The sequence below is a fragment of the Fictibacillus sp. S7 genome (genome assembly GCF_004127935.1).
Lineage (GTDB): Bacteria > Bacillota > Bacilli > Bacillales > Fictibacillaceae > Fictibacillus_C > Fictibacillus_C enclensis.
The window spans coordinates 3,883,297-3,906,293 of sequence record NZ_QJKL01000001.1; the positions used below are offsets into that span (position 1 = coordinate 3,883,297).

At 47.3% G+C, this 22,997-nt stretch carries 17 protein-coding genes, 3 rRNA genes and 1 pseudogene; 15 read left to right on the top strand and 6 right to left on the bottom strand.

Features of this window, described 5'->3' with window-relative positions:
* Positions 1-5: 5 nt before the first annotated feature.
* From DMO16_RS19850 to DMO16_RS19865, 4 genes are all read right to left on the bottom strand, one after another.
* Entirely contained in the window at positions 6-461 is a 456-nt protein-coding gene (locus DMO16_RS19850; protein WP_129479671.1) for a hypothetical protein, read from the bottom strand.
* A 326-nt stretch (positions 462-787) separates the two neighbouring features.
* Positions 788-1,555, bottom strand: a complete 768-nt coding sequence (locus DMO16_RS19855) for an SDR family oxidoreductase (RefSeq protein WP_129479673.1) — start codon at positions 1,553-1,555, stop codon at positions 788-790.
* A gap of 130 nt (positions 1,556-1,685) precedes the next feature.
* Entirely contained in the window at positions 1,686-2,888 is a 1,203-nt protein-coding gene (locus DMO16_RS19860) for an MFS transporter (RefSeq protein ID WP_129479675.1), read from the bottom strand.
* Between the two features lie 115 nt (positions 2,889-3,003).
* The gene (locus tag DMO16_RS19865; RefSeq protein WP_241840607.1) at positions 3,004-3,834 is read right to left on the bottom strand and encodes a YeiH family protein; all 831 of its coding nucleotides are present in this window, start codon (positions 3,832-3,834) and stop codon (positions 3,004-3,006) included.
* Positions 3,835-4,266: 432 nt separating this feature from the next.
* Here DMO16_RS19865 and DMO16_RS19870 point away from each other — a divergent pair.
* The 8 genes and pseudogenes from DMO16_RS19870 (at position 4,267) to DMO16_RS19900 (ending at position 13,000) form a co-directional block, all read left to right on the top strand.
* Positions 4,267-5,814 (top strand): 16S ribosomal RNA (locus tag DMO16_RS19870).
* Between the two features lie 216 nt (positions 5,815-6,030).
* Positions 6,031-8,969, top strand: a 23S ribosomal RNA gene (locus DMO16_RS19875).
* 15 nt (positions 8,970-8,984) lie between these two features.
* The gene (locus DMO16_RS25245) at positions 8,985-9,113 is read left to right on the top strand and encodes a hypothetical protein (protein ID WP_277873757.1); all 129 of its coding nucleotides are present in this window, start codon (positions 8,985-8,987) and stop codon (positions 9,111-9,113) included.
* A 167-nt stretch (positions 9,114-9,280) separates the two neighbouring features.
* Positions 9,281-9,396 (top strand): 5S ribosomal RNA (gene rrf, locus DMO16_RS19880).
* The 16S, 23S and 5S rRNA genes sit together here, the layout of an rRNA operon.
* Before the next feature lie 57 nt (positions 9,397-9,453).
* Positions 9,454-9,708: pseudogene (locus DMO16_RS19885) on the top strand (alcohol dehydrogenase catalytic domain-containing protein); the annotation flags it as partial.
* Positions 9,709-10,014: 306 nt separating this feature from the next.
* Positions 10,015-10,371 carry a LysR substrate-binding domain-containing protein gene (locus DMO16_RS19890; protein WP_129479679.1) on the top strand — a complete coding sequence of 119 codons (357 nt, stop codon included), beginning with the start codon at positions 10,015-10,017 and terminating at the stop codon, positions 10,369-10,371.
* Between the two features lie 76 nt (positions 10,372-10,447).
* Positions 10,448-12,106 (top strand): ribulokinase, encoded by a 1,659-nt coding sequence (locus DMO16_RS19895; protein ID WP_129479681.1) that lies wholly within the window; start codon positions 10,448-10,450, stop codon positions 12,104-12,106.
* 123 nt (positions 12,107-12,229) lie between these two features.
* Positions 12,230-13,000, top strand: coding sequence for an SDR family NAD(P)-dependent oxidoreductase (locus tag DMO16_RS19900; protein WP_129479683.1), 771 nt, complete (start codon positions 12,230-12,232; stop codon positions 12,998-13,000).
* Positions 13,001-13,060: 60 nt separating this feature from the next.
* Here DMO16_RS19900 and DMO16_RS19905 read toward each other — a convergent pair.
* Positions 13,061-14,409, bottom strand: a protein-coding gene (locus DMO16_RS19905; RefSeq protein WP_129474832.1) for an IS3 family transposase whose coding sequence is annotated in 2 segments (ribosomal slippage) — positions 13,061-13,950 and positions 13,950-14,409 — 1,350 coding nt in all. Because the reading frame shifts where the segments join, the coding sequence is not laid out codon by codon here.
* Positions 14,410-14,484: 75 nt separating this feature from the next.
* Positions 14,485-15,258, bottom strand: a complete 774-nt coding sequence (locus tag DMO16_RS19910) for a DeoR/GlpR family DNA-binding transcription regulator (RefSeq protein ID WP_061972874.1) — start codon at positions 15,256-15,258, stop codon at positions 14,485-14,487.
* A gap of 334 nt (positions 15,259-15,592) precedes the next feature.
* On the opposite strand from DMO16_RS19910, the gene DMO16_RS19915 reads away from it, so the two are divergent.
* From DMO16_RS19915 to DMO16_RS19945, 7 genes are all read left to right on the top strand, one after another.
* Complete coding sequence (locus tag DMO16_RS19915; RefSeq protein WP_206738142.1) at positions 15,593-16,708, top strand: MDR/zinc-dependent alcohol dehydrogenase-like family protein; 1,116 nt, start codon at positions 15,593-15,595, stop codon at positions 16,706-16,708.
* 63 nt (positions 16,709-16,771) lie between these two features.
* Complete coding sequence (locus DMO16_RS19920) at positions 16,772-18,046, top strand: MFS transporter (RefSeq protein ID WP_240482314.1); 1,275 nt, start codon at positions 16,772-16,774, stop codon at positions 18,044-18,046.
* Between the two features lie 39 nt (positions 18,047-18,085).
* Positions 18,086-18,568, top strand: a complete 483-nt coding sequence (gene rpiB, locus DMO16_RS19925; RefSeq protein ID WP_129479685.1) for a ribose 5-phosphate isomerase B — start codon at positions 18,086-18,088, stop codon at positions 18,566-18,568.
* Positions 18,549-19,553, top strand: a complete 1,005-nt coding sequence (locus DMO16_RS19930; RefSeq protein ID WP_061971735.1) for a dihydroxyacetone kinase subunit DhaK — start codon at positions 18,549-18,551, stop codon at positions 19,551-19,553. The genes rpiB and DMO16_RS19930 overlap by 20 nt, the downstream gene beginning before the upstream one ends.
* Positions 19,554-19,565: 12 nt before the next feature.
* Positions 19,566-20,216: a dihydroxyacetone kinase subunit DhaL gene (dhaL, locus tag DMO16_RS19935; protein WP_061971737.1), complete on the top strand. Its 651-nt coding sequence runs from the start codon at positions 19,566-19,568 to the stop codon at positions 20,214-20,216.
* Between the two features lie 90 nt (positions 20,217-20,306).
* On the top strand, positions 20,307-21,272 hold the full coding sequence (gene glpX / locus DMO16_RS19940; RefSeq protein WP_061971739.1) for a class II fructose-bisphosphatase: 966 nt from the start codon (positions 20,307-20,309) through the stop codon (positions 21,270-21,272).
* Positions 21,273-21,567: 295 nt separating this feature from the next.
* A complete protein-coding gene (locus tag DMO16_RS19945; RefSeq protein ID WP_129479687.1) occupies positions 21,568-22,992 on the top strand; it encodes an amino acid permease in 1,425 nt (474 codons plus the stop codon).
* Positions 22,993-22,997 lie beyond the last annotated feature (5 nt).

Below are 22,997 nucleotides of genomic sequence, written 5' to 3' on the forward strand. Positions count from 1 at the left end.
GCATTTTAATACTGTTGATCTGGTTTGAAAAAATGCGGATCCACATCAAAATGCCTGGAGACGATTTTTTGAAAAAAGGCAGATTCCCGTTTCAACTGGGGAAGGCTTGGAACGGTTAAGGGAACGCCAAAAATCGGTCCGCTGACATTAATGGTAAACCGGCCTGGGGCAATGAAGCTACCGGTCACACGAATCTGGTCGCTGATCAAAAGGATGGCCAGACCAATATCAATTACATCCACAAGCGTTGTTGCCGCCTGGTTTCCTCCAATTCCTTCCAGACGGTCTTCTCCTGTCAGCGGGCCGCCCAAAGAAACCCGAAAACCCCGGGGAGTCACAAAGACACCTATTATGGTTATTTGTCCGCTGAGAAGTAAAGCCGCCGTGGCCAAATCAAGTCCCCGCTGAATCGCTCCAATGATATGAAGTTCTTTTTCTGTCTGATCTGCTGCTTTCACCATTTGCCTCCCCCCACAGTTGTATCTTATTCCTCACTGCCGGGAACGGGAATGCAAGACAACTTCAAAACATTTTTTTGTCATCCATAGGTACAGGATACACGTCCCTGAAATATAGTGATAACAACATCTATAGCAAAAAGGAATGATAAGATTGGCTTTGTCATTAACCGATATTCCAACTGTCAGGCCGGCGAAGGCCGGAGTATTTTTGCTTGCGCTTCCTCTTATTATCTTCATTTTTTTCTTTACACAGCCCAAGCCAAGTGATGAGGTACATCAGCGGCAATAAAAAACTCCCCTTTCCTTGATGAAAGGGGAGTCATTTTTTATTTTCGAAAGTCAGGATTGTTCTTCTGAAAGCCAAGCCAGGCATTCAAGACACCTTCTTCAATTTCTTCCCTTGGCGCATGGAGGCGTTCTTCGGTTCCTCCATAGCCCACTTCTAATTTTTCATCTCTCAGTCCATTAAAAATGGTATCCGCAAAATCATCAAGTGGAGCACCAAAGGTATGAAGTCCAACACCGCCCAGATCGGTATTGACGGCTGGAGGGAGGATTTCCACAACCTCGACACCGGTTTCTGCGAGCTGGTGGCGCAGGGTCACCGTAAAGGAATGCATAGCTGCCTTTGTTGCACTGTAGATTGGAACCCATACCCCTGGCTGAATGGCCAAACCGGAGGTAACGTTCATGATGGCGGCCCGCTCCTGTTTAACGAAATGAGGGATAAGAAGCATGGTCAAATGCATCGGACCTTCCACATTAATAGCCAATTCATTTTGATAGTACTTCCAGTCTTTTGTAGTATTTAACAGGTTGACCCGCTGCTGAATGCCGGCATTATTTACCAGAACATTCAAATCCGGGAATTCCTTGGTTGCCCATTCCACGAGACTGATGCGCTCCTCTTCATTTGAAACATCACAAACTTTTGTATGAAGTTCCGGGAATTTCTCTTTTGCTTCGTCCAGCTTTTCCTGACGTCGTCCAACGATGATTACCTTGTTGCCTTCTTTTAAAAAACGTTCGGCAAAAGCCAGTCCGATGCCTGAGGCCCCGCCTGTAACCAGGATAGTATTACCAGTCAATTTCATTGATGTTCCTCCCTGTTCGTAAAAATTAAAAATGGCACGTGAATCTAATATACCCGTAAACCCGCCTCCAAGAAACGGAGTGTCTATCCGTTCCGAAAATAGGGGTATTTTTTGATACCACTTTCGCCGTTTAAGCAGCATCCCATTTTCTTGCTTGTTTCGCTTTAAGTCTTACAAACAGCATCATGATAGCACCGAGTAGCGGGCCTGCGGCTAGAACCATAAAACCGAGCAGGAAGCTTGAAGTAGTATCTACTACTACTCCTACAACGAGCGGAGAGATGAGAGAGCCGAGCTGCCAGATAGCATTCACCAGCCCCATGGCGGTTCCGATTTGCTTTTCATCCACCAGTTCGCCAATAATAGCGGTCATGACAGGGCTGTAGATAAACGCAGTGATCCCGAGAATGGCGGTCAATGGCACAAGAATGCCTGTATGCGTGTTGATACCGAACCAAACCAAAACGGGAGCAAATAAAAACAGTGCCCAAAAGGCAATGGTTTTTTTGTTAAAATAGTCTGAAATAAAACCGATGAGCGGCTTGCACAACAGGCCAGCCATACCATAGACCGCCATCATTTTCCCCGCTTCCACCAATGAGAGATGAAGATTGTGGTTCAAATAGGTATTGGCCCAGGTGGCGGTTCCCCATGTCGCCCATAAACCACCAAAACCGGCGGCTCCAGCCAGCAGCAGATTTTTATTCTTTAATACCTCGAACATCTCCTTTACGGAGACGCCTTTTGTTTTTGTTCCATGATAGGTATTGCTTTCTTTCAGAAAAAAGAAGTTCAGGATAATACCGGCGATCGGCAGCAATCCTGCGATCAAAAAGGCGGAGCGCCAACCATGGTTTTGTGCCACAGTGGGAACAAACAAGTTAACGACGGTGACCCCAAGTGAGGTTGCTGTCATGAAAAGACCGATGGCAATGCCTCTTCTTTTCGCTGATACATGGTCAAAGATTGCGGCCATTGAGGCAGAGAAGATGGCACCAGAGCCAAGGCCGGCCAAGAGCCGGAAAGCGAATCCTTGTTCAAACGTATGGACCAAAGACATGCTCAGCGTAAAAACCCCCATTGTTAAATATGAGCCCAGCAAAACTTTTCGATAGCCGAACCGGTCAGTCAACAGACCACCCGGAAATTGTGTAATCACATACCCGATGTAAAAAGCGGTCATGTAGCTGCCGGCATTTGCGGCTGACAAGCCCATATCCTTGGAGGCGAGCGGGATGACAGGTGGCCACGACAGTCTGTCCACAAACGAAAACATATACGTCATCCACACAAGCACTACAACAGTAACCGGCCGAATCCAGTTGTTTTTCATAGCAGTTATCTCCTTAACTAAAATCAATATGTTAATTATTTCACATTGTTAAATATAGCAAATAAGTAGTTTAAATGCATAAAGAAACCTTCTTGAATGGGGGATTCAAAAAGGTTTACAAGGTGAAAAAGGTCAGCACTGATAAAAGAGTAGAGGTGATGGTCATGGCGATAAGAGGGCGCAATGCACGGTTTTTTAAGGCACCTAAATTGACGTTCAAGCCGAGACCAACCATTGCCATCGTAAGGATAAAGGTATTGAAATTTGAGATGATTTCTGAAACACGCGCTGGAATGATGTCTCCAAGTACATAACTGCCCAACAGGCTTGTCATGATAAATCCAATAAGAAACCAGGGAAATTCAATCTGTGTTTGGTGTTTTTGGTTTCTCGGAGCGCGTTTTTTCATCCAAAACATGAAGAAAAAGCTAAGCGGTACAAGCAAGAAAACACGACACAGCTTGGCAAGCAAGGCCATCGCCAAAGTGTCCTGGCCCGCGGGCGCGGCAGTCAATGCCACATGAGCGATCTCATGCAATGTAAGTCCGGCCAATGCGCCGTACGTACTGTCCGAAAGAGGAAGCAGCGGATGAATGACGGTATAAAGGATGGAGAATAGTGTCCCCATTAAAGCAATAATTCCAATACTAATCGCTGTATCTTCTTCCTTTGATTTAAGAATGGGTGAAACAGCAGCAATTGCGGCTGCACCGCAAACTCCTGTGCCTATTCCAAGCAAAAGAGATATGGGGGCGTCTGCTTTGAGCCATTTAGCGAGGACATACCTCACAAGAATGGAGAAAGCAACCGTTCCAATACCGCGGAGCAAGAGCGGCAGTCCTTGATGAAAAACAGCGTCAATGTTCAGTTTTAATCCATATAAAATAATGGCAAATCGCAGCAGTTTTTTTGCAGAAAATTCAATGCCGGGTTTAAGAAAAGTCAAAACCGATGCGATTGATGCCTTTCACTTAGGTGAGCTTTATTACAGAAACGAGGACCTACGTCATCGAAACGCTCCATTACCGAGCCTGATTGATTACTTTCTTTAATTGTTTTGACTCTGTATACTTTTATGTATTAGTTAAAATAAATCCATCTGACGACGCCGAGAAGTGTGTCATCGTTGTAATTCAAAAAGAAATGTTGCCCGAACTGTTTCAGTAGAGCTACTTCTTTAGCTGGAAATATTAAGTATATAGAATTTTTTTAAAAAAATTATTGACGGGGCAGTAATAACGAGGTATTCTATTAAAGTCGCCAAAACGACGACGCAAACAAATGTTCTTTGAAAACCAAACAAAAGCCAGAGTAAGTCAGGGATTTTACAATCCCATCAATTTCTTATTTTTAAACATTAAGAGCTATATCAAACACTTTATTGGAGAGTTTGATCCTGGCTCAGGATGAAGGCTGGCGGCGTGCCTAATACATGCAAGTCGAGCGAATGACGAGGAGCTTGCTCCGCTGATTTAGCGGCGGACGGGTGAGTAACACGTGGGTAACCTGCCTGTAAGACGGGGATAACTCCGGGAAACCGGAGCTAATACCGGATGATAACGAGAAGCGCCTGCTTCTTTTTTGACAGTCGGTTTCGGCTGACGCTTACAGATGGACCCGCGGCGCATTAGCTAGTTGCTGAGGTAACGGCTCACCAAGGCGACGATGCGTAGCCGACCTGAGAGGGTGATCGGCCACACTGGGACTGAGACACGGCCCAGACTCCTACGGGAGGCAGCAGTAGGGAATCTTCGGCAATGGACGAAAGTCTGACCGAGCAACGCCGCGTGAGCGATGAAGGCCTTCGGGTCGTAAAGCTCTGTTGTCAGAGAAGAACAAGTACCGGAGTAACTGCCGGTACCTTGACGGTACCTGACCAGAAAGCCACGGCTAACTACGTGCCAGCAGCCGCGGTCATACGTAGGTGGCAAGCGTTATCCGGAATTATTGGGCGTAAAGCGCGCGCAGGCCGTTTCTTAAGTCTGATGTGAAAGCCCACGGCTCAACCGTGGAGGGTCATTGGAAACTGGGAGACTTGAGTGCAGGAGAGAAAAGTGGAATTCCACGTGTAGCGGTGAAATGCGTAGAGATGTGGAGGAACACCGGTGGCGAAGGCGGCTTTTTGGCCTGTAACTAACGCTGAGGCGCGAAAGCGTGGGGAGCACACAGGAGTAGATACCCTGGTAGTCCACGCCGTAAACGATGAGTGCTAGGTGTTGGGCGGTTCCACCCTCAGTGCTGACGTTAACACATTCAGCACTCCGCCTGGGGAGTACGGCCGCGAGGCTGAAACTCAAAGGCTTTGACGGGGGCCCGCACAAGCAGTGGAGCATGTGGTTTAATTCGAAGCAACGCGAAGAACCTTACCAGGTCTTGACATCCTCTGATCACTTGAGAGATCAAGCTTTCCCCTTCGGGGGACAGAGTGACAGGTGGTGCATGGTTGTCGTCAGCTCGTGTCGTGAGATGTTGGGTTATGTCCCGCAACGAGCGCAACCCTTGACCTTAGTTGCCAGCATTCAGTTGGGCACTCTAAGGTGACTGCCGGTGACAAACCGGAGGAAGGTGGGGATGACGTCAAAACATCATGCCCCTTATGACCTGGGCTACACACGTGCTACAATGGGTGGTACAAAGGGTTGCGAAGCCGCGAGGCCGAGCCAATCCCAAAAGGCCACTCTTAGTTCGGATTGTAGGCTGCAACTCGCCTACATGAAGCCGGAATTGTTAGTAATCGCGGATCAGCATGTCGCGGTGAATACGTTCCCGGGCCTTGTACACACCGCCCGTCACACCACGAGAGTTTGTAACACCCGAAGTCGGTGGGGTAACCTTTTGGAGCCAGCCGCCGAAGGTGGGACAGATGATTGGGGTGAAGTCGTAACAAGGTAGCCGTATCGGAAGGTGCGGCTGGATCACCTCCTTTCTATGGAGACATGAGCACTCAGGTGCCTCATGAATCTTACTCTGAGCTTTTGTTTGGTTTTGAAAGAACATTGTTTCTTTCAATTCATAAAGGTTGCACATTTGTTGTGGCCATGTTCCTTGAAAACTAGATAACGAAACATCCAAACAAGCCAACTAATTCATTAGTTGTGCGCTGATTTAGTGATTTTTTTACGATCTTACGATCGTGTTTAAAGGTTAAGCTAGAAAGGGCGCACGGTGGATGCCTTGGCACTAGGAGCCGAAGAAGGACGGGACGAACACCGATATGCCTCGGGGAGCTGTAAGTAAGCGTTGATCCGGGGATTTCCGAATGGGGGAACCCACCATCCATAATGGGATGGTATCCATATCTGAATACATAGGATATGAGAAGGCAGACCCGGGGAACTGAAACATCTAAGTACCCGGAGGAAGAGAAAGCAAATGCGATTTCCTGAGTAGCGGCGAGCGAAACGGAAACAGCCCAAACCAGAGGGCTTGCCCTCTGGGGTTGTAGGACACTCTACATGGAGTTACAAAGGAACGGGGTAGATGAAGCGGTCTGGAAAGGCCGGCCAAAGAAGGTAACAGCCCTGTAGTTGAAACTTCGTTCCCTCCTGAGTGGATCCTGAGTACGGCGGGACACGTGAAACCCCGTCGGAATCCGGGAGGACCATCTCCCAAGGCTAAATACTCCCTAGTGACCGATAGTGAACCAGTACCGTGAGGGAAAGGTGAAAAGCACCCCGGAAGGGGAGTGAAAGAGATCCTGAAACCGTGTGCCTACAAGTAGTTGGAGCCCATTAACGGGTGACAGCGTGCCTTTTGTAGAATGAACCGGCGAGTTACGATAACGTGCAAGGTTAAGCCGAGAAGGCGGAGCCGCAGCGAAAGCGAGTCTGAATAGGGCGCCATAGTACGTTGTCGTAGACCCGAAACCGTGTGATCTACCCATGTCCAGGGTGAAGTTCAGGTAACACTGAATGGAGGCCCGAACCCACGCACGTTGAAAAGTGCGGGGATGAGGTGTGGGTAGGGGTGAAATGCCAATCGAACACGGAGATAGCTGGTTCTCCCCGAAATAGCTTTAGGGCTAGCCTCGCGGCTAGAGTCCTGGAGGTAGAGCACTGATTGGACTAGGGGCCCCCACAGGGTTACCGAATTCAGTCAAACTCCGAATGCCAGAGACTTATCCGCGGGAGTCAGACTGCGAGTGATAAGATCCGTAGTCAAGAGGGAAACAGCCCAGACCATCAGCTAAGGTCCCAAAGTATACGTTAAGTGGGAAAGGATGTGGAGTTGCCCAGACAACCAGGATGTTGGCTTAGAAGCAGCCACCATTTAAAGAGTGCGTAATAGCTCACTGGTCGAGTGACTCTGCGCCGAAAATGTACCGGGGCTAAACGTATCACCGAAGCTATGGATTGTACCGTCAGGTACAGTGGTAGGGGAGCGTTCGAAGTGCGGTGAAGTCAGACCGGAAGGACTGGTGGAGCGCTTTGAAGTGAGAATGCCGGTATGAGTAGCGAAAGACAAGTGAGAATCTTGTCCATCGAAAGCCTAAGGTTTCCTGAGGAAGGCTCGTCCGCTCAGGGTTAGTCGGGACCTAAGCCGAGGCCGAAAGGCGTAGGCGATGGCCAACAGGTTGAAATTCCTGTACCACCTCCTTTCCGTTTGAACGACGGGGGGACGCAGGAAGGTAGGGAGAGCGCGCGAATGGAAATGCGCGTCTAAGCAGTTAGGCTGATTGTGAGGCAAATCCCGCAATCGTGAAGGCTGAGCTGTGACGGCGAGGGAAATTACAGTACCGAAGTCCCTGATCCTACACTGCCAAGAAAAGCCTCTAGTGAGGAAAGAGGTGCCCGTACCGCAAACCGACACAGGTAGGCGAGGAGAGAATCCTAAGATGATCGGGAGAACTCTCGTTAAGGAACTCGGCAAAATGACCCCGTAACTTCGGGAGAAGGGGTGCTCTGGTAGGGTTTATCGCCCGAGAGAGCCGCAGTGAATAGATCCAAGCGACTGTTTAGCAAAAACACAGGTCTCTGCGAAGCCGCAAGGCGAAGTATAGGGGCTGACACCTGCCCGGTGCTGGAAGGTTAAGAGGAGGGGTTATCCCTTAGGGGAGAAGCTCTGAATTGAAGCCCCAGTAAACGGCGGCCGTAACTATAACGGTCCTAAGGTAGCGAAATTCCTTGTCGGGTAAGTTCCGACCCGCACGAAAGGTGTAACGATTTGGATACTGTCTCAACGAGAGACCCGGTGAAATTATAGTACCTGTGAAGATGCAGGTTACCCGCGACAGGACGGAAAGACCCCATGGAGCTTTACTGCAGCTTGATATTGGATTTTGGTACAGTTTGTACAGGATAGGTAGGAGCCTGAGAAGTCGGAGCGCCAGCTTCGATGGAGGCGTCGGTGGGATACTACCCTGACTGTATTGAAATTCTAACCTGGAACCGTGATCCGGTTCGGAGACAGTGTCAGGTGGGCAGTTTGACTGGGGCGGTCGCCTCCTAAATCGTAACGGAGGCGCCCAAAGGTTCCCTCAGAATGGTTGGAAATCATTCGCAGAGTGTAAAGGCACAAGGGAGCTTGACTGCGAGACCTACAAGTCGAGCAGGGACGAAAGTCGGGCTTAGTGATCCGGTGGTTCCGCATGGAAGGGCCATCGCTCAACGGATAAAAGCTACCCTGGGGATAACAGGCTTATCTCCCCCAAGAGTCCACATCGACGGGGAGGTTTGGCACCTCGATGTCGGCTCATCGCATCCTGGGGCTGAAGTAGGTCCCAAGGGTTGGGCTGTTCGCCCATTAAAGCGGTACGCGAGCTGGGTTCAGAACGTCGTGAGACAGTTCGGTCCCTATCCGTCGCGGGCGCAGGAAATTTGAGAGGAGCTGTCCTTAGTACGAGAGGACCGGGATGGACACACCGCTGGTGTACCAGTTGTTCCGCCAGGGGCATAGCTGGGTAGCTACGTGTGGACGGGATAAGTGCTGAAAGCATCTAAGCATGAAGCCCCCCTCAAGATGAGATTTCCCATCACGTCAAGTGAGTAAGACCCCTTAGAGATGATGAGGTTGATAGGTCTGGTGTGGAAGCGTGGTGACACGTGGAGCTGACAGATACTAATCGGTCGAGGGCTTATCCTTAATAACAAAAGCGGAATGAACCGCTTATATCCGACAAGCGTTGGAGACCCTGACAAGAACACGGTTTTGGTGTTCGTCGGAAGGGGCGAAACGACCTCGAGGATAGGGTTCATGAAGCTGGACGTTATCAGCACGTTTGGATGAAGTTATCTAGTTTTGAGGGAATATGCCTCAAAAACAAAAGGTTTGTCAGCGACAAGAGATTCGAGGAAGCAAAACGACGACTCTCCGGAGTGTACTTTACCGTACATGAGTAAGAGGAGGAGTGAAGCTGACGAAAAAAATCGCCGTTGATCACAAACCGACAGATGTCTGGTGGCAATAGCGAAGAGGTCACACCCGTTCCCATACCGAACACGGAAGTTAAGCTCTTTTGCGCCGATGGTAGTTGGGGGCTTCCCCCTGTTAGAGTAGGACGTTGCCGGGCAAATGAAAGCACTGCTGAGAAACCAGCGGTGCTTTTTTGTTTTGTGAGATCGACAAAGTTCGTTGCGGTGATGGTGTTACAAAAGTAAAAGTAGATGATCCAGTAGTAGTGGAGCCGATACTTAGATGTGGAGAATGTGACGCCTGTAAGCTAGGGAAATATAACCTTTGTGATTTATTAGTTTTCATGGTTTGTCCGGGGGCGGCGGAGGTTTCTCAGAGTATACAATGGTTGATGAGAACATGGTCCATAAAATGCCCGAGGGGTCTTTCCTATGAACAGGGAGCACTGGTTGAGCCTGCAGCAGTTGCGGAGACCGTTCCTCGTTATTTGCAACTTAATCAGTTACACCAATTAAGGGAGCTAGTTGAAGGCAATGTTCAGGAAAGAGCGGTAATCGAAGTATTATTTTCCACCGGAATCCGTATGGGGGAATTTGCTGCGATGAAAAAAGAAATTCATATTCCAAATGGGAAACGTAAAAAAGGACGAATCGTATTGTTTACACGAGAATGTGAAGAACATTTGAAGGCATATTTACACTGGGCAAAAGTCCTGGGAACGCTGCTTTAAAATAAGTTTCAATTCACCAAATTTTCACGGCAAGCTGAACATGATCTGGCGGGGAAGGAATCTGTTTCTTTTTCTGACCTTGATGAAGAAATATGGATTGTAAGGGAACAAGGATCTGGAACCCGCGAGGCGACGGAGCAAATGTTTGCAGACCATAAGCTCATTCCGGAAACCATAATGGAGTTTGGAAGCACACAGATCATTAAAGAATCCGTTGAGGAAGGACTCGGAATATCTTTTCTCTCGACATCGGCAATCCGCAAGGAGCTGGAATTAGTAAGGCTGAAGGTCTTTTATATTCCAGGTTTTCCCATACGACGCCCCTTCACGCTGGTCACGCAGGATACCGCGTTTCGGACAAAGGCTATGGTGGTATTTTTTAAAGCGATAAAAGCAAATTGAGGTTGTTTCTTTGCGTTGATCAAAAAATATAGTAGTATTCTACAAAAGAGAAAATGGATCAGAGGGGGAAGCTGTTATGGGTAAAAAATACGTGATTGGCGTTGACTATGGAACCGAGTCAGGCCGTGTATTACTTGTTGAAGTCGGTTCGGGAAAAGAAGTAGCCACAAATGTGACCGCTTACAAACATGGTGTGATGGACGAAACCTTGCCAGGAGGAACACCACTTGATGCGGACTGGGCGCTGCAGCATCCCGGAGATTATCTGGATGTGCTCTCCGAGTCCGTGCCTGCCGTTCTTGAAAAGGCAGATGTGTCTTCAGATGATGTCATTGGTTTAGGAATTGATTTTACCGCATCTACCATTCTGCCACTCGACCGTAAAAGAGAGCCGCTTTGTTTTCAGGAAAAATGGGAGAATGAACCGCACAGCTATGTAAAGCTGTGGAAGCACCATGCGGCACAGCCGGAAGCGGATGATTTTACGGAAGTGGCTGAAGAAAGAGGAGAAACCTTTCTCAAACGGTATGGCGGGAAGATATCATCGGAGTGGATGTTTCCGAAGATATTGCAGATTCTGCGGGAGGCACCTAAAGTGTTTGAGGAAGCGGATCTGTTTATGGAAGCGTGCGACTGGCTGACAAGCAGACTGACCGGGAGTTTGCACCGAAGCAGCAACACCACCGGATACAAAGCATTCTGGAACAAAAAAGAAGGCTATCCTTCATCTGAATTTTTCACTGCGGTGGACTCCCGTCTTGAAGATATTTTGGAAACGAAGATGCGCGGAGACGTGCTTTCCATTGGTGAAAAAGCAGGCGAACTGACCGGAGAAATGGCTCAAGTGTTGGGACTGAAACCAGGTATAGCTATAGCGGTAGGGATTATAGATGCTCATGCAGGTGTTCCTGCAGCGGGCGCTGTCCGGCCGGGACAGATGGTTATGGCAATGGGCACCTCCACCTGCCACATGTTGATCACAGACAAAGATCAACCGATCACAGGAGTCTGCGGAAGTGTGGAGGATGGCATCATTCCCGGATACATCAGCTTTGAGACAGGACAAGTTGCCGTCGGTGATTCATTTGCGTGGTATGTGGATCAGGCTGTTCCCGGTTATGTAAAAAAAGAGGCGGAGGAAGCGGGACTGAATGGGCATCAGCTGCTTGAAAGAAAAGCGGCTGCGTATCAACCGGGACAGACCGGGCTGATCGCGCTGGATTGGTGGAACGGAAACCGCTCGGTATTGGTCGACTCCCAGTTATCAGGAGCAATCATCGGGTTAACCCTGGCCACCAAACCCGAAGAAATCTACAGGGCGTTGATCGAGTCCACCGCCTTTGGCACCAAAAAGATTATTGAAAGCTTTGTTCATGGCGGAGTGGCGGTGGATGAAATCTTTGCGGTAGGGGGCCTGCCTGAACGAAACCGCCTTTTGATGCAAATTTATGCAGATGTGACCAACCGCGAAATCAAGGTCGCTGACTCCAGCCAGACGACAGCACTTGGTGCTGCCATGTACGGGGCGGTAGCGGCCGGAAGCAAGGCAGGGGGCTATGATTCCATTTTTGATGCGGCCCAACATATGGCTCGCGTGAAGGAAGAGACATACAAGCCGATTCCTGAACATGTGAAGATTTACGAGGAATTATACAGTTACTATCTGGAGGTTCATAATTTTTTCGGACAGGAAAAAAAGTCGCTGATGCATGGGTTAAAGAAATTGAAGAAGTAAGTGTAGGCATCCTGTTTTATCGCAGGATGTTTTTTGTTTTAAACGAAATAATACAAAAATAAAATTGACAAAGTGAAAACAAATGATAGAATTCTACATAACTTTGAATTGAGGAGGATATGTATGGACTATCAGCAGCTTTTTAGCTTGAAGGGGAAGACAGCTCTTGTCACTGGGGGAGGACGAGGACTTGGAAAAGCAATGGCCGATGCCCTGGCCCAGGCGGGTTCCAACGTTGTCATCGCGGATATGGATCGTGACACGGCGAAGCAGAGTGCTGAAGAGCTTACCGCTCATGGGGTGAAAACACTTGGACTTCAATTGGACGTCACGCAGGAGGAAGAAGTAAAAGGCTGTATTGATGAAATTGTAAGCGGTTTTGGTAAGATTGATATTCTCGTCAATAACGCCGGCATTTGTCAGAAGATCACGGTTGAAGAGCAGAGTCTGGAAGATTGGAAGAAAACGATGGATGTAAACGTGAATGGGGTTTTCCTTTTATCCAAATATGTGGGAAAAGTGATGAAGGATCAGGGTGGCGGCTCTGTCATTAATGTGGCTTCCATGTCAAGCTTCATTGCCAACACCGAAGCGCAATGTGCGTACAATGCATCAAAAGCGGCTGCAGCCATGATGACCAAGTGTCTGGCATCTGAATGGGCACCTTATAACATCAGGGTTAATGCCATTGCCCCTGGATATATGAAAACGGAAATGACAAAACCCATTTTTGCTCCTGGCGGTGAACTGGCACACGTCCTGGACTTGGTGCCGATGAAACGGCTCGGTGAACCTCATGAACTCGGCGGATTGGCCATCTATCTGGCATCCGATGCTTCCACATTTGCCACCGGTTCTACCTTTCTTGTGGATGGCGGATATACCATCTGGTAAAAAACGAAAAAAGCAGCTCACTAATCATTGATCTGAACCCAAAAAGTTAGACACGAAATTTTAAGCAGCTACTTCGGCATGAGTCCGGTATTGAACCGGGCTCATGCCTTTTAATTTTGCTTTTATCCGTTTTTTATTGTAGTAATCGATATACTGTTCCAATTCTTTTTTAAAGTGTTCCATACTTTCAAATTCTTTGAGATAAAGCAATTCACTTTTCAATAAGCCAAAGAAACTCTCCATGGCGGCGTTATCAAGACAGTTGCCCTTACGGGACATGCTTTGTGTTATATTTTTTTCTTTCAATGCATGCTGGTACCGTTTCATTTGATAATGCCATCCCTGATCAGAGTGAAGGATGGGGGCATCGTTCTCTTTCAATTGTTTGAATGCCTTATCCAGCATCTTTGAAACCAAAGAGTAAACCGGACGGTGTTCCATCTGATAGGCAACGATTTCTCCATTATATAGGTCAAGAACTGGCGATAAATATAGCTTTTCACCATGTAATTGAATTTCCGTCACATCGGTTACCCACTTTTCATTCGGTTTCGCTGCTTGGAATTTACGTGCTATAACATTTGGAGCGATTTTTCCAACATTTCCACGATAGGAGCGATATTTCTTCACCTTCACCAGAGACTTGATCTTCATTTTATTCATTAAGCGACGGACAGTTTTATGATTAAGTGAATAGCCTTGATTTTGTAATTCCCATCGGATCCGACGATAGCCATATCGACCTTGGTGCTCATTAAAAATCTGTTGAATAACAGCTTTCACTTCATGATATTTATCTGCACGATTCTTTTGTTTCATCCAGTAATAATACGTGCTTCGTGGAATGCCTGCGACCTCAACGAGGTCAATGACTTTATATTCATGCCTTAACTCATCAATCACTTCCGCTTTGACTTGTTCTGTGATTTTTCCTCTTCTTGAATTAAGGCTTGTAACTTTTTTAAGTATGCATTCTCCATACGTAATCTCTCATTTTCAGCTCGTAGAGCTTCGACGGATCCTTCTGATGGCTGCTTTCTTTTTGAATCTTTTTTCATGGATGAACGCCCCTTTATCTTTGATCGAAGAGCCTCAATCCCTTGCGTTTCAAAAAGTTGATACCAATTCCAAACGGTGCTGGGAGAAGCCACGTTGAAATGGGCGGCAGCTTCTGAGATAGATACTCCCGTTTCGTTTATATAGTGAAGTACGTCCATTTTAAACTCGATAGAATGATTTGTATATGATTCTTGAAAAGCCATTTCTCCGTGTTTTCGAAACTTGGCCACCCATTCTTTTAACATTGATGAAGTCACACTGTGTTTATAAGCGGTTTCTTTAAAGGAATCTCCCCCCTGAAGATAAGCATGAACAGCAGCTAATTTAGTTTCCAAAGAATACTTGGTCATGAAAAAACTGCACCTCCTATTGTTAGATGTGTCTAACAAAAGGGGTGCAGTTCACATTAGTGCGGCTGCTTTTCTTTATTCCGTTTCTATCGTAATCAGTTCCACTCCATGTTCCGCCAAAACGGGTTTTTGGCTGTTTGCCTCAATGCTGTCCGTAATGATGATGTCGATATCGTCGAGAGAGGCAAAGGACGCAATCGAGTTTTTGAAAAATTTGGAGTGGTCGAGAAGAGCTACAACTTTTTTGCTTGCCTTCACCATGGCTTTTTTCAGTTCAACTTCGTATACGCTAAAATCGGTCAACCCGGACTCGAGTGAAAAGCCGTTGGCCGACGTAAACAGAAGGTCGATGTTGATCTGGTTCAAAATGTTTACGCCAAGGGTTCCTTCTAAAGAGTGAGAGCCTCGTTTTACAATGCCGCCGAGTAAAATTACAGTGATGTCCGGGTGCTCGTTCAGTTCAAGAGCGGTATTGATGCCACTGGTTACAACGATCAGGCGGATGGGCTTATCTTTCAGGATTCGGGCCAGCTCAAGAGCCGTAGAACTTGCATCAAGCATGATACATTGTCCGTTTTCCAGCATGGCTGCTGCTTCCTTGGCGATGGCGGATTTTTCGATTTTGTTTTTCTTTTCACGGATGGAGAAGCTTGTTTCATTATCGGAAGAATCGGCGAGCACCGCACCTCCATGTGTGCGCTTGAGCAATCCCTCTTCTTCCATTTTTGTTAAATCGGTACGCAGGGTCGCTTCCGATACTTGAATTTCCTTAGCGAGTTCTTTAATGGATACTCGCTGGCTTTCATTCAATCTATTAAGAATGACTCTCCGGCGTTCAGGTACAAACATTTTTCCCACTAAGATCACCTACAAATCAATTAGTAAAATTTATTTTTGTAATCGTTTTACCTTTATTATTCTATTACACCATCTTTCATAAACATTGTAAATCAATAATAAAACAAAACAAAGCGAAAATAAATTATAAAATAATCAAAAATTAATTGACTATTTAAACAAATGGTGATTATAATAGACCCAATACACCGCAATATCGAAAACAAACGATAGAAAAAGAAAAAATACAATAACAAAAAAGAGGAGGAAAGGGATTTATTCTAAGAGAAATGAAAGCGTTATCTATAAAGGGGCTTTTAAAAATCTATTTAAGGGAGAGATTGTCATGAATATGAAAACCGTAGCGGATCAAGAAGCAAAGAATACAAGTATTCCTAAAACCATGAAGGCTGTAGTCGCTTATTCACCGGGGGATTACCGCTTTGAAACGGTTCCGGTTCCCGAGGTTGGGGAAGGTGAAATCCTGGTAAAAGTCGAAGCTTGCGGGATTTGCGCAGGAGACTTGAAAGCATTTGACGGGGCACCAAGCTTCTGGGGTGATGAAAAGCAGCCGGCTTATATTAAAGCGCCTATGATTCCGGGTCATGAATTTATCGGCCATGTGGTGGAGCTTGGCGAAGGAGTTACCGAATTTGAAGTAGGGGAACGCGTCATTTCAGAACAAATCGTTCCTTGCTGGGGTTGCCGCTTCTGTAACCGAGGACAATACTGGATGTGCGAGAAGCATGATTTATACGGCTTTCAGAATAATGTAAACGGTGCCATGGCGGAATACATGAAATTCACGAAGGAAGCGATTAACTACAAGGTGCCTGATGAACTTCCGATCGAAAAAGCCATTCTGATTGAACCGTATGCATGTTCCTTCCACGCTGTACAGCGTGCACAGATTCAGCTCGGTGATGTCGTCGTGCTGGCGGGTGCCGGTACACTCGGGCTTGGTATGATTGGCGCAATCAAGAAGTCAGGACCAGGAAAATTGATTGTTCTGGATCTTTTTGAAGAGAGGCTGGAGCTGGCTAAAAAGTTTGGAGCGGACATGGTACTCAATCCGGCTAAGGATGATGTGAATGCAATTATAAAAGAACTGACCGACGGCTATGGCTGTGACATTTATATTGAGGCCACAGGAGCACAAAAATCGGTAGAACAAGGGTTAACGATGATCCGCAAGCTCGGCCGTTTTGTGGAGTTCAGCGTATTCAAGGAGCCTGTGACGGTAGACTGGAGCATCATCAGCGACCGGAAAGAGCTTGATGTGCTTGGATCCCACCTAGGACCATACTGCTATGAACATGTCATTACAGGCATTTCCAATGGAGATTTACCAACAGAAGGTGTTGTCACCCACACGCTTCCTTTGGAGGATTTTGAGGAAGGATTCCAGTTGGTGAAAAACGGAGCAAAATCTTTGAAAGTTGTGCTTAACCCAAATCTGTAACCATCGGGCGGCTGTAGAAGAGGCAGCCGCTTCTTTATAAAAATGAGCAGGGGAGGAAACAAAATGGACGGGCTATTAGGTAAATTGGGCATGGACCGGAAAATGGCTTTAGGTTATTTCGGCGTATTGATTTTTATGATGGGAGACGGCCTTGAACTGGGATGGCTATCTTCTTACTTTACAGATCATGGGTTATCCGTGCAGCAGTCCGCGCTGGTCTTTAGTGTATATGGCTTTGCGGTAGCGGTAGCGGCCTGGCTTTCCGGGGTTCTTGCGGAAGTGCTCGGTCCGAGAAAAGCGATGATGCTTGGGCTTTCCCTGTTTGTAGCCGGAACACTGGTTTTCCTTACGTTCGGAATCACCAGTATGAACCTGGCCATCATTCTACCAACCTATGCATTACGGGGGCTCGGCTATCCGCTTTTCGCCTATTCGTTCCTCGTATGGGTAACGTACTATGCACCATCCGATAAGCTTGGAACAGCGGTGGGCTGGTTCTGGTTCGCATTCAGCGGCGGATTGAACGTCCTTGGAGCCTACTATTCTAGCTTTGCGCTTCCGGTTTTGGGAGAAATGAAAACCCTTTGGAGTGCACTCATCTTCGTTCTGCTTGGTGCGACTGTTGCGATTTTCCTGAACAAGGACAAAAACCACAGTAAGAAATTTGAAAATAAAAGTGAAGCCATCAAGTATCTTTTAAAAGGCGTAACCATTGCTTTTGAAAATCCGAAAATCGGTATGGGCGGAATCGTTCGAACCATCAACACATCAGCAGCTTATGGATTTGTGGTCTTTATGCCTGCATTCATGATGGACTTGGGCTTTACGCGTTCCGAATGGCTGCAGATCTATGGTTCACTGTGGACGAGCAACATCATTTTTAACCTGATATTCGGTATTGTAGGTGACAAGCTGGGCTGGAGAAACACGGTCATGTGGTTTGGCGGTGTGGGATGCGCCGTTTTCACAGCAGCATTCTATTATGTTCCGCTGGCGGCTGGTCCGAACTATTTTGTAGCTACCGCCGTTGCCGCATGCTATGGCGCTTGTCTTGCCGGCTTCGTTCCATTATCCGCACTCATTCCGTCACTTGCTCCGGAAAACCGCGGCGCAGCGATGTCCATCCTTAATCTTGGTGCAGGATTGAGTACCTTTGTAGGACCTGCAATTGTTGGGGCCTTTATCGGATTGGTGGATACAGTGGGTGTGATCTGGATTTACACAGGCCTTTATTTGATCAGTGCCGTGCTGATGAAATTTGTCACCCTTTCCAAGAAAGAAGCAGAAGAAGCGGAAAGAGTCTCCCAGGAGGAATTTCAAAACGTACAAAAAGCGTAGTATTGATACATCAAAAATAGAGAGAAAGGGAGTTGCATAATGAGGATAGGATTGGGTTCTGACCATAATGCCTTTGATATGAAAGAAAGCGTAAAAAGCTATATAAAAGAATTGGGGCACGAAGTCATTGATTATGGCTGCCATTCATGCTCTGAGGTGGATTATCCGGAAGTGGCTTTTGAAGTCGGCCAGGACATTATGAAGAACAAGCTGGACCGTGGAATTTTATGCTGCGGCACCGGGATTGGTGTAGCCATCGCTGCAGGAAAAGTACCCGGCATCCGGGCAGCCCTTTGCCATGATACGTATTCAGCAGAACGGGCACAGTTAAGCAACAACGCCCAGATTTTAACGATGGGAGCAAAAGTCATCGGTGTCGAAGTCGCCAAACAGGTGGTGAAAGTGTATCTTGAATCTCACTTCTCCGGGGGCAATTCTGGAAGAAAGGTACAGCAGATCACAGACAAGGAGCAAGAGTTTTTAAAAGGGGAGAATGCACCGCATGAAAAAACTTATAAATAATCCAAACCGAGTCGTTGAAGAAATGATTGAAGGCTATGCTAAAGCTCACCCGCATCATGTCCGGGTACTGGAGGAAAACGGACGCTCGATTGTAACCGCCAAGGAAACAAAAGAAGGAAAGGTCGGTGTTTTAATCGGGGGTGGATCCGGACACGAACCAGCTTTTATGGGCTATGTCGGTACCGGGATGGCAGACGGTGTTGCGGTTGGAAATATTTTCGCTTCACCACCGCCGGATCCGATTCTTGAAGCGACAAAGGCGATTGATAAAGGAGCGGGCGTCATCTACGTATATGGAAATTATGCAGGAGACCTCATGAACTTTGGCATGGCGGCTGAACTGGCTGAGCTTGAAGCGGACATCCAGGTCGGAAAAGTCATTGTAACGGATGACGTTGCTTCAGCTCCGAAAGAAGAAAAGGAAAAGCGCCGCGGCATTGCCGGAGAATTTTTTGTCACAAAGGTGGCAGGAGCCGCCTCTGAAAAGGGATACAGTCTGGAAGAAGTGGTTCGGGCAGCCAATAAGGCAAATGATCATACCCGTACGATGGGAGTCGGACTTTCACCTTGTTCACTTCCGCAAACGGGAAAACCGAGCTTTGAATTGGAAGAAAACGAGATGGAAATCGGCCTGGGGCATCATGGCGAACCAGGAGTGGAAAAGGGAGATCTCCAGCCTGCAGACCAGGTGGCGGATCGCCTCGTTCAGGATATTCTGGCTGATATGCCAATCGGCGAAGGAGAAAAAGTCGCTGTTCTTGTAAACGGCTTAGGATCGACCACCAAAATGGAACTTTATATTGTTTACCGAAGAGTTGAACTAATCTTAAACGAAAAGGGCATCACCATACATCGTTCTTTTGTGGGTGATTACAGTACTTCACTTGAAATGGGTGGATGTTCCGTTACCTTGATTAAGCTTGATGATGAACTAACAGAATTTGTAGATGCAGCGGCGGATTGTCCGATGTATGTTCAACGATAAGGAGGAGATCACATGTCTTTTTCAGCAAAAGAATTAAAAGCCTTTTTACAGAGTGTGGTTGAAACGATTGAGGAAAATAAAGACTACTTGTCCGAGCTCGACCGTAAGCTTGGTGATGGTGACCATGGTGTGACCATGTCCATAGGCTGGCAGGCCGTTCAGGAAAAATTGGATAATGAATGGAAAGATGAAAATGATTGCGGAAAAATCAGCATCTCCGCTGGCCGTACCTTCCTGAGTGCGGTCGGATCAACGGTAGGTCCTCTTTATGCGACAGGGTTTCTGCGTGGAGGAAAGGAAGTCCAGGGGAAAAGTGAACTTACCGGAGAAGATCTTAACAACTTCTGGACCGCTTTTATAGAAGGTATCAAGGAAAGAGGACAGGCGGAAGTGGGAGATAAAACGATGATCGACACGCTGCAGCCTGCACTGGATACGCTAAAACAGGAATATGCGCGTTCCGGCATTTTTGCAGAGGCGTTTTCAAAAGCGGTAGCATCTGGAAAGGAAGGCATGGAATCGACGAAAGATCTTTTATCGAAAAAAGGAAGGTCCAGCCGTTTGGGAGAGCGTTCACTCGGCAATCAGGACCCTGGCGCCACTTCTTCGTACCTTATTTTAAAAGCATTTGAATCGGTAATGACATCCGTCCAGACGGCTTAATACGTAAAAAGCATGAGGGCAGCTGAACTGAAAAACCGTCAGGAGGCCGCCCTCTTTTTCTATGTCCATAAAAAGGTGGGGAAGGATAGCATGAGCATGAAATTGGATAATAAAGAGGATATTCAGCAATTGGCTATGGATTTTCTCGCGGTTGCACAGGAAGCTGCCATCGCCTCGTATCCCTGGGTCGGCAAAGGAAAGAAAAATGAAGCGGACGGCGCGGGAACTGAAGCCATGCGTACAAGAATGGGATCTATTGCGATGGACGGGACCGTTGTGATTGGCGAAGGAGAATTGGACGAGGCACCGATGCTGTACATCGGTGAACGTGTGGGAACAGGCAGTGGCCCTAAGGTAGACATCGCGGTCGATCCGGTGGAAGGAACAACCTTAATGTCAAAAGGACAGGATAATGCTTTGACGGTGATTGCCGTTGCCGAAAAAGAGCATTTGCTCCATGCGCCGGATATGTATATGAGAAAAATAGCAGTTGGTCCGAAAGCGAAAGGAAAGATAGATATTGAGGCACCATTAACGGAGAATATTCGCTCGGTCGCTCGTTCCCTTGGAAAAGACGTCAGTGAGGTTACGGTCATGATTCAAGACCGGAGCCGTCATCAATCCCTGATCCAAGAGGTGTTTGAGGCAGGAGCTAAGGTAAAACTCTTTTCGGACGGTGACGTTACAGGGGCAATCGCCACTGGAATTGAGGACATTGGTGTCGATCTGCTTGTAGGTACAGGCGGGGCGCCAGAGGGTGTCATCGCTGCAACTGCTTTGCGAAGTCTTGGTGGAGATTTTCAGGCTCAGCTCGTTTGCCAGAATGAGGAGGAGTTCAATCGCTGTGTTGGAATGGGGTTGAGCGATCCAGATTGTATTTTACGGATGGATGATCTGGTGAGAAGTGACCGGTGTTTTTTTGTCGCGACAGGCATCACAGATGGCATCCTGCTGAACGGTGTTCGTAAAAAAGCAGATGGCTCTATGCTGACGCATTCATTCATCACCATCGGAGGACGAAGAAATAACTTTCAGTTTGTTGAAACCCGCCACTAGGGATGTGGCGGGTTGTTTTTTTGTGGTGGTGTGGGGATGAAAGGCGGGCAATTGCCCGGAAAAGTGGGAAAGTCGCCCGGAAATTCGACAAAGTTGGCTTCAATAAATGAATTTACCGAGTACGGGTAAAGGAAAGAAGACCGTGTATTATCTTCAATATGATTGACGTATCTTTAGTTATCTGATATTCTACCATGGTAAAGCAATAAACTATCAAAAATGGTTTCTCAAGAGGCGCGGTGGTGAAAAACCTTGCGTTTTTTTGCGTTCTCATATATACGGAAGGAAATGTTTAATGGATACAACGAAAAAATGGGGATTTTGGCTGTTGGCCGCCTTCGTTATCGGAAATATGGTAGGATCGGGGATTTTTATGCTGCCGAGCACCCTGGCCCAGACTGCAAGTCCGCTGGGAGTAACGATTGCATGGCTTGTTACGGGCTTTTGCGTCATGATGATCGCTCTAATCTTCAGCAAACTGTCGATCCGTCGTCCCGATTTAACAGCGGGTCCGCAAAGCTACGCGAAAGCTTTGTTTCAATCAGAAAAGGCTGGAAACATAGCCAGCTTCAGCATGGTATGGGGCTATTGGGTTGCCAACTGGATCAGTAATGTGGCAATGGTAACAAGCTTCGCCGGCTACCTTTCCACGTTTTTGCCGATCATGAAAGCAGGGAACACGGTTTTCTCCATCGGTTCACAGAAAATTTCTCTGGGACATCTGATTACATTTGTGGTTTGTACGGTTTTACTTTGGGGCATTCACCTTATTTTAGTAAGCAGTATGAATGGGGCCGGAAAGTTGAACTTTATTGCGACAGCATCCAAGGTCGCCGGATTTGCGCTCTTTATTGTCGCAGCTGTTTTTGCGTTTCAATCCTCAAATTTTGGTCAGTTTTACACGCCGGTCACTGACAATGCCGGTGCTTCACACGGATTGTTCAGCCAGGTCCAAATGGCCGCGATTTCCACGCTCTGGGCGTTTATCGGGATCGAATCGGCGGTTGTTTTGTCCGGCCGTGCCAAGTCCCAGCGGGATGTAAGCCGTGCAACAATCTTTGGGCTGATCGTGGCTCTTGTGATCTATATGGCGATCACACTTCTCATGATGGGTATTTTGCCGCAAGATGTGCTGAAGGCATCAGACAAACCGTTCGTTGATGCTCTTTCCGCCTTGATTGGAAGCGCAGGTGCAAACATCATGGCACTGCTCGCGCTTGTTTCCTTGTTCGGTGCAACGATCGGATGGATCCTAATGAGTTCTGAAGTTCCCTTTCAGGCAGCGAGAAAAGGGGTGTTTCCTTCCTATTTTGCAAAAGTTAATAGAAAAGGGAGCCCTGTCCGTTCCTTGACTGTAACGAATGCCATGTCACAACTATTAATTTTTTCAACCATCTCAGGAACCATCAGTCAAGCCTATACGTTCTTAACAACTGCCGCTACGCTCGCCTATTTGATTCCATATCTTGTTTCAGCGGCGTTCTTCCTCAAGCTTACACTCAAAGGGGAAGCATTGGAGGGCATGAAAGTCAGCCGGTGGAAGGATGGATTAATTGCCATTATTGCTCTTGTCTATTCCATCTGGATCATCAAAACCGGGACCGCAGACTTGAGAACATTTGGCCTTGGCCTTGGCTTGTTCCTTGCCGGTTTTATCATTTATCCCTTCATTAAACCACGCCAGAAGAAGACGGTTTCTTCTGTTTCGGCTGAACACTAAATGGA

What these genes read in the sequence shown, in the direction of transcription:
- DMO16_RS19895 (WP_129479681.1), top strand. Translation starts at nt 10,448, where the DNA reads ATGGGTAAAAAATACGTGATTGGCGTTGACTATGGAACCGAGTCAGGC.
- DMO16_RS19900 (WP_129479683.1), top strand. Translation starts at nt 12,230, where the DNA reads ATGGACTATCAGCAGCTTTTTAGCTTGAAGGGGAAGACAGCTCTTGTC.
- DMO16_RS25245 (WP_277873757.1), top strand. Translation starts at nt 8,985, where the DNA reads ATGAACCGCTTATATCCGACAAGCGTTGGAGACCCTGACAAGAACACG.
- DMO16_RS19860 (WP_129479675.1), bottom strand. Translation starts at nt 2,888, where the DNA reads ATGAAAAACAACTGGATTCGGCCGGTTACTGTTGTAGTGCTTGTGTGG.
- dhaL (WP_061971737.1), top strand. Translation starts at nt 19,566, where the DNA reads ATGTCTTTTTCAGCAAAAGAATTAAAAGCCTTTTTACAGAGTGTGGTT.
- DMO16_RS19855 (WP_129479673.1), bottom strand. Translation starts at nt 1,555, where the DNA reads ATGAAATTGACTGGTAATACTATCCTGGTTACAGGCGGGGCCTCAGGC.
- DMO16_RS19920 (WP_240482314.1), top strand. Translation starts at nt 16,772, where the DNA reads ATGGACGGGCTATTAGGTAAATTGGGCATGGACCGGAAAATGGCTTTA.
- DMO16_RS19945 (WP_129479687.1), top strand. Translation starts at nt 21,568, where the DNA reads ATGGATACAACGAAAAAATGGGGATTTTGGCTGTTGGCCGCCTTCGTT.
- DMO16_RS19930 (WP_061971735.1), top strand. Translation starts at nt 18,549, where the DNA reads ATGAAAAAACTTATAAATAATCCAAACCGAGTCGTTGAAGAAATGATT.
- DMO16_RS19850 (WP_129479671.1), bottom strand. Translation starts at nt 461, where the DNA reads ATGGTGAAAGCAGCAGATCAGACAGAAAAAGAACTTCATATCATTGGA.
- glpX (WP_061971739.1), top strand. Translation starts at nt 20,307, where the DNA reads ATGAGCATGAAATTGGATAATAAAGAGGATATTCAGCAATTGGCTATG.
- rpiB (WP_129479685.1), top strand. Translation starts at nt 18,086, where the DNA reads ATGAGGATAGGATTGGGTTCTGACCATAATGCCTTTGATATGAAAGAA.
- DMO16_RS19915 (WP_206738142.1), top strand. Translation starts at nt 15,593, where the DNA reads ATGAATATGAAAACCGTAGCGGATCAAGAAGCAAAGAATACAAGTATT.
- DMO16_RS19910 (WP_061972874.1), bottom strand. Translation starts at nt 15,258, where the DNA reads ATGTTTGTACCTGAACGCCGGAGAGTCATTCTTAATAGATTGAATGAA.